Source organism: Ruminococcus albus AD2013 (assembly GCF_000526775.1).
In the GTDB taxonomy this organism is placed as follows: Bacteria; Bacillota; Clostridia; order Oscillospirales; family Ruminococcaceae; genus Hominimerdicola; species Hominimerdicola alba_A.
Map to the genome: position 1 here is coordinate 3,631,597 of NZ_JAGS01000001.1, position 12,123 is coordinate 3,643,719.

The following is a 12,123-nucleotide window of genomic DNA, read 5'->3' on the forward strand; positions in this document are numbered from 1 at the left end:
TTTCGCCCAGTTTGGGCAGGTCCTAAAATGATAATATTACACGAGATGTTTTAATAATAATATTGAAAAATGACTTCGGATATGATATAATATAATATTGTAAGAATTAGTTTTTTAAAGGGCATGGGTGAAGTGCCCGATCGGGTTAGAAAACTGGAAATATCGAAATGGAGGTATTCAAATGAAAAGAGTGCTGGCTGGCATCTTGGCTGTCACGATGACTTTTTCGGGAGCAGTACTGCCCGGAGAACAGGTATGGAAAAGCGCGGGGGTAATAAGCGCATCTGCCGAGACCTGGAGTTCTGTGAAAAGTCTTTCGTCTGACATAACAGTATCGGGTCCGGTGCAAACGAACAGTGATATCATACTCAACGGACATACTCTTACTATTGACGGCGATCTTTACATGACAGCAGGTATGCTGGATATCGGTACGGGTAAGCTGGTAGTAAAGGGCAACCTGTATATAGGCAAGTCAAATGAAAGTTCCTATGCATATATCAGGATGCAGAATGAATCAGCGTCAATAACGGTCGCAAAGGATCTTATCTGGAATGTAAATTCCCAAATGACAAACACCGTAGGCAGGAGCGGCTGGTATACCTACGACCTCATCACTGCGGGTACGATAAATGTTGGTGGTAATGTATACGACTATATCTCTACTGAAAGCAATCATAATGCCTTCACTATGATGGGTACCTCCGTGCTGAACCTCAATGGCTCGGGCATACAGACTATAAAGTGTTCATACCAGGGAGAGCTGGCAAAGATCACTGTCACTGATAACAGAACGATCGATATGGAGGGCTATTTCTACTCAACGACACCGCTCGTCTCAGATCTGAACATCAGAACACAGAATGGTCTGAAGATCAGCAGAATGGTGATGGGCGGAAAGACTGTATCCATAACAGGTGATGTGACCCAGTTTGAAAGAGATATCGAACTAGGCGGAGGAACGCTGAATATTACAGGAACTTTCACAGCTGAGGGCGGTATGACAAAGCTTGGCGGCGGAAAGCTGAATGTCAACGGAGATTACAGGATAGCCAGAGTCACCAGCAGAGGAGAGCTTGTATCGACAGAAGCGGGTCTTGATATGACAAACAGCAATGATGTCGTTAATGTCAGCGGAGACTTTATCATAATGACTTATTCGTACGCCGCTACCAGCAAAGTTACGATGACTTCAGGCAAGGTGTATGTCGGCGGTAATTTTGAAAGCGATACGACTAAAATAACATTCGGTTCGGGCAATACTGTTTATATGAACGGTACTGCTCCCCAGACGGTCAAGCTTTCAAATTCAAAGAAGATATATAATCTCGTGCTGATCCAGGATCTTTCACAGTACAACTCCGATATTGCGAATTATGCTGTTAATCTGGAGACTAATCAGCCTAAGATAACTGCGGACGATGTCACACTCAGCGCAAATTCATATGTATATGACGGCACAGCTAAACAGCCGTCAGTCACAGTAGAGGTCGATTCCAATACTCTCACCAAAGGCACTGACTACACGGTTACATATTCCAATAATACAAATGCGGGCACGGCTTCTGTTACTGTAAAGGGTATAGGTTCTTATCAGGGTACTGTTACCAAGAATTTCACCATAAACAAAAAGAATATGAGCGGTCTGGAAATGACACTTTCACAGACAAGCTATACCTACGACGGTAATGCCAAAAAACCGACAGTTACCGTAAAGGATGGCAGCAGAACACTTGTCAGCGGTACTGACTACACTGTTTCGTATTCAAACAACACCGCTGTCGGTACAGCTACCGCGACTGTTACGGGTAAGGGAAACTATACAGGAACACAGTCTGCAAATTACACGATAAGCAGTGCGAAAGCTATCAGCAGCTGTACAATATCACTGGGAACGACCAGCTATACTTATGACGGTACTGCAAAGCAGCCGTCAGTAACAATAACAGACGGTTCAAAAACCCTCACCAAGGGTACTGACTTTACAGTTGCATATACCAATAATACAAAGGCAGGAACAGCCACCGTTACCATCACAGGTAAAGGCAGCTATTCAGGCACTGCGGCAAAGACTTTCACTATTTCGGCTAAGAGTGTCAGCAACGTGACGATAACACTTTCAGTCACAAGCTATACCTACGACGGCACAGCAAAGAAACCGTCAGTTACTGTAAAGGACGGCTCCAAAACACTTACGAGCGGTACTGACTACTCTGTTTCGTATTCCAATAACACAAATGCAGGCACAGCGACTGTTACCATAACAGGCAAGGGCAATTACACAGGCACAAAGGCCGCTTCTTTCACTATCAGCAGTCCTGAAGCGAAAGCTATCGGCGGATGCACTGTAACTCTGGGTACTTCAAGCTATACCTATGACGGCTCTGCTAAACAGCCCTTAGTAACAGTGAAGGACGGCACAAAGACCCTAACTAAGGGTACTGATTTTACAGTTGCATATTCAAACAATACCAACGCAGGAACGGCTACAGTTACCATTACAGGTAATGGCAGCTATACAGGCACTGTGACAAAGACTTTCACCATTTCGGCTAAGAGTGCAGGCAACCTCACAGCAACACTTTCGGCTACGAGCTATACCTATGACGGAACAGCCAAGAAGCCTACAGTTACCGTAAAGGACGGCACAAAAGTACTTACTTCAGGCACAGATTATTCCGTTTCCTATTCCAATAACACAAATGCAGGTACAGCTAAGGTCACTGTCACAGGAAATGGCAATTACACGGGTACGCTCACAAAGAGCTTTACTATATCTGCAAAGAGCGTGAGCGACCTCACAGCAACACTTTCGGCTGCGAGCTATACCTATGACGGCACAGCCAAGAAGCCGACAGTATTGATAATTGACGGTTCTTATGAACTTGTGAGCGGTACGGATTATACTGTTGCGTACTCCAATAATACCAATGCAGGTACAGCTAAGGTCACTGTTACAGGTAAAGGCAATTACAGCGGCACGCTCACTAAGAATTTCACGATCAATGCGAAGAAGGTCGGCGATCTGACGATAACGCTTTCGCAGACGAGCTATACCTACGACGGCACAGCCAAGAAGCCGACGGTCACTGTAAAGGACGGTTCAAAAACACTTACCTCCGGAACGGATTATGCCGTTTCGTATTCCAATAATACCGCTGTTGGTACAGCTTCCGTGGCTATCACAGGCAAAGGCAACTACACAGGTACTGTCACGGAGTCATTTACGATCAGCAAGGCTGCTGCTGTTTCGATAAGCGGCTGCACCGTAACGCTGGGTACTTCAAGCTATACCTATGACGGCACAGCTAAACAGCCGTCGGTAACTGTGAAGAACGGCACAAAGACCCTGACCAAGGGTACTGATTTTACTGTTGCATATACCAATAACACGAATGTCGGTACAGCTACTGTTATTGTTACAGGTATAGGCAGCTACAAAGACACAGTAACAAAGACTTTCACCATTTCAGCCAAGAGCGCAAGCAACCTCACAGTAACACTTTCGGCTACAAGCTATACCTATGACGGCACAGCTAAGAAGCCGACGATCACTGTAAAGGACGGCACCAAAACACTTACGAACGGAACAGATTACTCCGTTTCCTATTCCAATAACACCAATGCAGGCACTGCTAAGGTCACTGTCACGGGAAAAGGCAATTATACGGGTACGCTCTCAAATAACTTTACTATCTCTGCAAAGAGCGTGAGCGGCATGACTATGACCCTTTCACCTGAGAGCTGTACATATGACGGTACGGCAAAAAAGCCTGCAGTCATTGTTGCAGACGGAGATACTATCCTTGAGTCAGGCACGGATTATACCGTTGCTTATTCATCAAATACCGTCGCAGGCACTGCTAAGGTGACTGTTACCGGTAAGGGCAATTACAGTGGTACGCTCACTAAGAATTTCACGATCGCGGCTAAGAGTATAAGCGAACTTGAGATCACACTTTCTCAGACAAGCTATACTTATAACGGAAGTGCAAAGAAACCTGCGGTAACTGTAAAAGACGGTAGCAAGACCCTTGTAAGCGGTACTGATTACTCCGTTTCGTATTCCGATAATACCAATGTAGGTACAGCTACCGTGACTATCACAGGAAGCGGCAACTACAAAGGTACTGCCGCAAAAACATTCACCATCAGCCAGCCCGCAGCTGTTTCAATAAGCGGCTGTACTGTAACACTGGGCACTTCAGGCTATACCTATGACGGCACAGCGAAGAAGCCCGCAGTTACCGTAAAAGATGGCAGCAAGACCCTGACAAAGGGTACTGATTATACTGTTGAATACTACAACAATATCAATACGGGAACTGCCTCTGCGACCATTATGGGTATGGGCAGATATACAGGCACTGTTACAAAGAGCTTCACTATCAATGCAAAGAATGCAAGCAATCTGACAGTGTCAGTGTCACCTTCAAGCTTCACCTATGACGGCACGGCAAAGACCCCTGCGGTAACTGTAAAGGACGGCTCAAAAACTCTTGAAAACGGCACTGACTTTACCGTTTCTTATTCAAATAATACCAATGTGGGCACTGCTACTGTTACCATCACAGGCAAGGGCAATTACACAGGCACAAAGTCGGCAAGCTTTAGCATCAGTCAGCCCGCTGCTGTTTCGATAAGCAACTGTACTGTATCTCTCGGCACATCTTCATATACCTATGATGGTTCAGCGAAACAGCCGACAGTTACCGTAAAGGACGGCAGCAAGACTCTGACCAAAGGCACGGATTATACCGTTGCATATTCCAACAATACCAATGCGGGCACAGCGACCGTGACTGTAACAGGTATGGGAAGCTACAAGGGCACAGTTTCCAGAACTTTCACCATTTCTGCGAAGAGTGCAGGCGAACTGACAATGACACTTTCTCAGACTAGCTTCACCTATGACGGTACAGCAAAGAAGCCCGCAGTTACCGTGAAAGATGGCAGCAAGACACTTGTCAGCGGTACTGATTATACTGTTTCATATTCCAACAATACCAATGCAGGTACAGCTGTGGTTACCATCACAGGCAAGGGCAACTACACAGGCACAAAGTCGGCAAACTTCACTATAAGCGGAGCTTCGGCTACTCCTATCAGCAGCTGTACTATCACTCTGGGAACTACTTCATATACCTATGACGGCAATGCGAAAACACCGTCGGTAACAGTTAAATACGGCAGCAAGACACTGACGAACGGTACCGATTACACTGTTTCGTATTCAAACAACGTCAATGTGGGAACAGCTACCGTGACCATTACAGGCAAGGGCAGCTATTCGGGTACGGCTACAAAGACATTCACTATCAGCGAAGTGTATATAGCCCTGATAAGCAACTGCAATATCACGCTAAGTGCGTCTTCCTATACTTATGACGGCACAGCAAAGAAACCGACCGTTACCGTAAAGGACGGCAGCAAGACACTGACCGCCGGTACTGATTATACTGTTGCATATGCTGATAATATAAACGTTGGTACAGCTTCAGTTACCATAACCGGTAAGGGAACATACTCAGGCTCTGTTACCAGAAACTTCACTATCAGTGAGCCTGCAGCTGTTTCGATAAGCGGCTGCACAGTAACTCTGAGTGCGACTTCCTATACCTATGACGGCAGTGAGAAGAAGCCTTCTGTCACTGTGAAGAACGGCAGCACCACCCTTGTGAACGGCACTGATTATCTGGTTTCTTATTCAAATAATACCAATGCGGGTACAGCTTCCGTGACTATCATGGGCAACGGCAGATATACAGGCTCTGTTACGAAGAACTTCACCATAAATGCGAAGAGCGCAAGCGGTGTAACTGCTTCAGTTTCGCCCACAAGCTATACCTACGACGGAAAGGCAAAGACCCCCGCTGTAACAGTAAAAGACGGCAGCAGGACACTGATGAACGGTGTTGATTATACTGTTTCATACTCTGCCAATACAGAGGTCGGCACAGCTAAGGCGAATATCACCTTCATCGGCAACTATACAGGCTCAAAGACCGTAAGCTTTACCATAAGCAAGGCGGCTCCTGCTTCCATTACTAAATGCGCCATAACTCTGGGTACAACTAATTATACCTATGACGGCACAGCGAAAAAGCCTGCTGTTAATGTAATTAACGGTTCAGATGTTCTTGCTGAGGGCACAGACTTCACTGTTGCATATTCCAATAACACAAAGGCAGGCACGGCTACCGTGACTATCAAGGGTATCGGCAATTTCAATGATACCACTACGAAGACATTCACCATCAGCCCTAAGAATGCAAGCGCACTGACAGTAACAGTTTCTCCCGCAAGCTACACCTATGACGGCAAGGAGAAGAAACCGACCGTAATTGTAAAGGACGGCACAAATACCCTTGTGAACGGCACTGATTATACTGTTTCCTATTCAAACAACATCAATGCGGGTACAGCTTCCGCAGTGATAACCTGCAAGGGCAACTACACAGGTACAAAGTCAGCAAGCTTCACCATCAGCGAACCTGCTGCTGTTGCGATAAGCAGCTGTACGGCGACCCTTTCAAAAAGTACATACGCATATGACGGCAGTGAAAAGAAGCCTGCTGTAACTTTAAAGAACGGCTCTGCATCGCTTACGAACGGAGTTGACTATATCGTATCCTACACCGATAATATCAATGCGGGTACAGCAACTGTGAATATCATGGGTCTGGGCAGATATACGGGAAGCCTGACAAAGGCCTTCACCATCAGTCAGAGATCTGCAAGCAATCTTACCGCTGTGGTATCGCCTTCAAGCTATACCTATGACGGCAATGCTAAGCAGCCTGATGTAACTGTTACCGACGGTACAAAGACCCTGACAAACGGCAAGGATTATACTCTTGCCTACTCGAACAACGTAAATGCGGGCACAGCCAGCATCACCGTAAAGGGTACGGGCAACTATACAGGTTCGATCAGCAAGACTTTCAGGATAACTGCCAAGTCTGTTAGTGAACTGAACATCACTCTCTCGGGAACTGCATTCACTTATGACGGCAGTGCGAAGCAGCCGACTGTGACAGTATCCTATGGCTCAAAGAAACTTGTCAGCGGTACTGACTTTACTGTCAGCTACTCAAACAATACCAGGATAGGTACAGCCACCGTTACCGTGACAGGTAAGGGCAACTTCACAGGTACAAAGACAGCCAACTTCACCATAAACAAGGCAGAGGCTGTAAATATCGCTAGCTGCAAGGCTTATCTCAGCGCTGATTCCTTTGTATACGACGGTATGGCTAAAAAGCCTGTACCTACCGTAAAGCGCGGCGACAAGACACTTAGGAACGGTTTGGATTACACATACGATTACGACAATAACATAAATGCAGGTACTGCAAGTGTTATTGTAACAGGTATCGGTGAGTATGCGGGTACAGGTACACTGAATTTCACTATCTCACCTGCACCTCTCAACAATATAAGAATAGCCGTGCTGACCAATAACTACATCTACGACGGCACTGAGAAGAAGCCTGCTGTTACTGTGACAGAGGGAATGAATACACTCACTGAAGGTGCTGATTACTATGTCACATACGGCAATAACGTTGAAGCAGGTACAGCCAGTGTATATGTAAACGGCACAGGCAACTACACAGGCATGAAGTCCGCAGAGTTCACTATCACAGCTAAGGATGCTGATTCAAACAATATCGCAGAATGCAGTATCGAGCTTAGTGAAAAGTCCGCTGAGTATACAGGCAGTGCTGTGACTCCGGGTGTTATCGTAAGGGACGGCACTGAAGTTCTTACAAATAACGTAGATTATTCTGTTGATTACGTTGCAAATGTCAACACAGGCACGGCAAAGGTAATTATAACAGGTATGGGCGATTATCAGGGCATCTATGAGGACAGCTTCATTATCACAGCTAAGTCCGCAAAAAGTCTTGATGTCACAGTATCTCCCGAAAGCTACGAGTATAACGGCACAGCCAGAAAGCCGAAAGTCACAGTAAAGGACGGCAGCAGGGTACTGACCGAAAAGACGGATTATACTCTTGCTTACAGCGATAATATCATAGCGGGCAGCGCAGTTGTGAAGATCAGCTTCACAGGCAATTACAGCGGTACTGTTACCAGGTCTTTCAAGATAAATACCAGCGATATTTCCAAGGCATCCATAAAGCTTGAGAAGTACTTCTACGATGCTAACGGTGCTGCAAGACGTCCTTCTGTAACAATAGAAAAGGATGGCAGAACACTTGTGGAGAACAGGGATTACAGGGTGACCTATTCTTCAAATACCTCGGCAGGAACAGCTTATGTTTCCATAAGCGGACAGGGCAACTACTACGGAACTCTGACACAGCCTTTCGTTATCGGTTCGGCAAGTGCGGTGTCTATCTCGGGATTCAATATCAGTATGGATACAAGATCCTATGCATACGACGGCACAGCAAAGAAACCTCAGATAACCCTGACTAACGGTTCAGCAACGCTGAAAGAACATCAGGATTTTGAAGTGGCATACTATAACAATATCAATGCAGGCAGGGCAACAGTTATTGTGATAGGCAGGAACGGCTATAAGGATATTGCAACAGCTTCCTTTACGATCACACCCAAGTCGCTGGCTGGCGCACAGGCTGCACTTTCTGCCGTAAGCTTTGAATACGACGGAAATCCCAAGACTCCTGTTGTTACCGTTATTGCTGATGACTCTGAACTGACGGAGGGCAGAGATTTCACGGTTGAGTACAAAAACAACACTGCAGCAGGCACTGCATCGGCAGTTATCACAGGTGCAGGAAACTACTCCGGCTCTACCGAAAAGAAATTCACCATAAACGGTAAAAATGCAGCCTGCCTTAACGTTGTGCTCGAAAATAAAGAGTACACGTACAGCGGAAAAGCAGCTGTCCCGAAGGTGAAGGTCTATGACGGAAGCAAACTGCTGACCGAAGGCACGGATTACAGCGTGACTTACGTAAACAACACCGCAGTCGGTGCGGCAAAGGCAGTCATTACCTGCATGGGCAACTATTCGGGCGTGACGAGTGCTGGTTTCGCTATCGTTGACAAGTCTGCATCCAAGGTAAAGAAAGGCGATGTAAACGGCGACGGAATCATAAACGTAAACGACCTTACAAAGGCGGCAGCTCACGTTAAAGGACGTAAACTGCTGGTGGGCGATCAGTTTAAAGCGGCTGATATAAACGGCGATGGTAAAATAAATGTTTCTGATATTTCGCTTATCGCAGCTCATATCAAGGGCAAAAAACTGTTAAAATAATGCCATAGCAAAAGCATGAAAAAAGCGGCTTTCCCAAGTGGAAAGCCGTTTTTGATGTTTATATGAAATTCATGATAAAAGGTTCGATGATGCGGCAGCTGACAGCCAGATTGATGTTCTGACCTTCCTTTGCGCCGCCTGTACACATACCGATTATCTCTCCGTAGGTGTTCAGCAGTGCGCCGCCCGAACTTCCGTGGGATATGGGCGCGGTGAACTGTATCATATCGGTGACATCTATCACGCGAAATCCCGAGATTATGCCGTCGGATACGGTGTTGAAAAGCCCCAGGGGACTGCCGATGGCGATAACTTTCTGTCCGCGCACGAGTTCCTGATTTTTGTTTCTGAACAGCGGCAACGGTTTAGCACGGCGATGTATTTTCAGAAGCGCCATATCGTGCACGTTGTTGTACTTGACTATCTGAACGGGGTATGCTGTACGGTCATTCTCAAATCTCGCAAGGAAATAGCTGCCCTTGCTGATAACATGATGATTGGTCAGTATATATCCGTCGGCATTTATAACTATGCCCGAAGCACTGCCTATCATATCGCCGAACTTGTTGCACACGGTTATCATTACCACGGATTCTGCTAGCCTTGCTATCTCCTCGGAAGAAAGCTCCCGCTGTCTGCTCCGCTCCATCGGTGCAGGTGTACTGCGATTTATCGGAGTTGGTACGCTGCGATTCATCACGGACGGCGTACTGCGGTTCGCGGGCGGGGGAGTCTGCGTGCGATTTTTCTGCGGGAACGGCGAGAAGTTGTTTTCTGCTTCAGGGATATCACTGTGAGTTTCAAAAGGGATATCCTCAGGTGCGGCGGCGGTAAACGTCTGCTTTGAAACATTTGCACTGCCTTTGGTACGCTGGCGCGGCGGTATTTTTACTTTGATATTTCCCTCATCACCCCGCATAGGTGCATTTGGACGCGGACCGTTCCTGCGCTCGCGTGGCGGTATCGTTACCCTGATATTCCCCTCGTCACCACGCATGGGTGCATTGGGACGAGGTCCGCTCCTGTACTCGCGCGGCGGTGTGCCGTAACGGTTATTGTCTGTCAGCTGAGGACGCTGCGGAGTACCGGGATAGGTACGTGGAGCAGGCTGTCTTACAGGCGGGGGAGTAACAACGCGGGGAGGTACATAGGCAGGTATCTGCACTGCATAGGGCATACCTAATGTTATCAGTTCTGATTTTTCTATAAGTACAGAAGAGATCTTGCCCTCGCCCTCGGGCATCAGCACAAGTACTCTCCAGCCTTTCATATATGCCAGATAACAGAAAAGATATTCCTTGTAGCCTGTTTTGCCGCAGTAGATAAGCACGCCGCCCGTGCGGCTGCCCAGCAGTTTGCTCCAGTGCAGCAGGCTTATGATGAGGTTTGTTTCTATCGATGTATTTATATCGCTGACGCTTTCGCGGTAAAGTGCAAGAAGTCTTTCGCCCTCGAAGCTTTCGGCAAATTCCTCGGATTCTTTTCTGAGCCTTTCAAGTTCATCGCTGTTCGTAGGAGTATCTAGTTTGTTAAGGCGAAGATAGCCCTCTCCCTCAAAACGGCGGTCAAGTTCTTCAATATCAAGCAAATAGCTGTCAGAAACGCCTACACAGCGCACAAAACATCCACTGCCCGACTCTGCCAGTCTATCGACCATTCTTGACATATCATCACCCCCATATTATTTTATCATGCCCGCATTGCTTTGTCAACATATGGGAATAGAGAAAGCTATAGTGGAGTATGGGTGTTTATTTGGGGATTTTATGATATAGGTTTCATGGCGGGGGAGCGGGCAAACAAAAAGTCCCGAAACGCTTTTATACGCTTCGGGACATCGTTATCTGTATGACTGACGGATCAGCTGTTGTATTTCATGTATTGCAAGAGTATGTGTACCATACCAACGAGAGCGTAGATACCTACTACCACACCGATGAATCTGAACAGCCACCAGATGAAAGGTATCGAGCCCAGTACAACAAAGAACAGCGCACAGAAAATGAGCGCAACAAGATATATGCCGATGAAGAATATCACGCTTCTGATATCACGTACATCGCACTTCTTGTTCTGTGGGAAAAGGTCGCTGAATTCCATATATGCAAGTTTATCACGCCATTTTTGAATAAAAGCCTTGATCGGTTCCATAAATATCCCCCTATTTCATAAATTCATTTAATGATATAATTATAACTCATTATAATGGTTATTTCAATATTTTCTTAATATTTTCAGCGCTTTGCATAAATATTATTAATATATGTTGTTTGGTTTTACTTGCTGCTTGCCAATCAATCTATCGGATTTTCGGCGATGTACTTATCGAGTATCTCCGATGCTGTTTCAACAAATCTTATGCAGGGACGCACTTTATAATACTGTTCCGTGCGGTGCTCGGGATTGGGGTCGCTGGTGGCTTTCAGCCCTTGCAGAAGTTCGCGGCATACGATAGTGCCGTGCCTCTCTTTGAATTGTTCGGCAGCCGCTTGTATGCGCTTGTAGTGGTCGGCTTTATCCTCATATCCAAAATCTTCGCCTGTGCCGTAAAGCATACCAAGCACCATGAACATCGCTGAACAGGCTCCGCAGACTTCTCTCAATCTGCCCATTCCTCCGCCGAAGCTTGAAGAAAGCTTCAGTGCTGTTTCCTTATCCATGCCTGTAACGTCTGTAAAAGCTGCGAACACCGATTGTGCGCAGTTATATCCGCCTGCAAAAAGCTCGCAGGCTTTCTTTGAATGATCTGCTGACATGATCTTATCCTCCCTGTGAAATGATCAGATATCTTAATTATACACCATTTTCTTCGGATATGCAAGTATATGTTTGACTAACTCTGCAAACAGGCTTTTTAGTATTACTGA

The 12,123-nt window shown here is 46.3% G+C and carries 4 protein-coding genes; 1 reads left to right on the forward strand and 3 read right to left on the reverse strand.

What is annotated here, in order from left to right; translation table 11 throughout:
- Nucleotides 1–181: 181 nt before the first annotated feature.
- Nucleotides 182–9,256, forward strand: coding sequence for an MBG domain-containing protein (locus N773_RS0116380; RefSeq protein ID WP_024858807.1), 9,075 nt, complete (start codon nt 182–184; stop codon nt 9,254–9,256).
- A 58-nt stretch (nt 9,257–9,314) separates the two neighbouring features.
- Here N773_RS0116380 and N773_RS21935 read toward each other — a convergent pair whose 3' ends face one another.
- The 3 genes from N773_RS21935 to N773_RS0116395 all read right to left on the reverse strand — a co-directional run bounded on the left by N773_RS21935 (nt 9,315) and on the right by N773_RS0116395 (nt 12,012).
- Complete coding sequence (locus N773_RS21935; RefSeq protein ID WP_024858808.1) at nt 9,315–10,922, reverse strand: S1C family serine protease; 1,608 nt, start codon at nt 10,920–10,922, stop codon at nt 9,315–9,317.
- A 194-nt stretch (nt 10,923–11,116) separates the two neighbouring features.
- Nucleotides 11,117–11,407, reverse strand: a complete 291-nt coding sequence (locus tag N773_RS0116390) for a hypothetical protein (RefSeq protein ID WP_024858809.1) — start codon at nt 11,405–11,407, stop codon at nt 11,117–11,119.
- A gap of 143 nt (nt 11,408–11,550) precedes the next feature.
- Entirely contained in the window at nt 11,551–12,012 is a 462-nt protein-coding gene (locus N773_RS0116395; protein WP_024858810.1) for a C-GCAxxG-C-C family protein, read from the reverse strand.
- Nucleotides 12,013–12,123 lie beyond the last annotated feature (111 nt).

What these genes read in the sequence shown, in the direction of transcription:
- N773_RS0116390 (WP_024858809.1), bottom strand. Translation starts at nt 11,407, where the DNA reads ATGGAACCGATCAAGGCTTTTATTCAAAAATGGCGTGATAAACTTGCA.
- N773_RS21935 (WP_024858808.1), bottom strand. Translation starts at nt 10,922, where the DNA reads ATGTCAAGAATGGTCGATAGACTGGCAGAGTCGGGCAGTGGATGTTTT.
- N773_RS0116380 (WP_024858807.1), top strand. Translation starts at nt 182, where the DNA reads ATGAAAAGAGTGCTGGCTGGCATCTTGGCTGTCACGATGACTTTTTCG.
- N773_RS0116395 (WP_024858810.1), bottom strand. Translation starts at nt 12,012, where the DNA reads ATGTCAGCAGATCATTCAAAGAAAGCCTGCGAGCTTTTTGCAGGCGGA.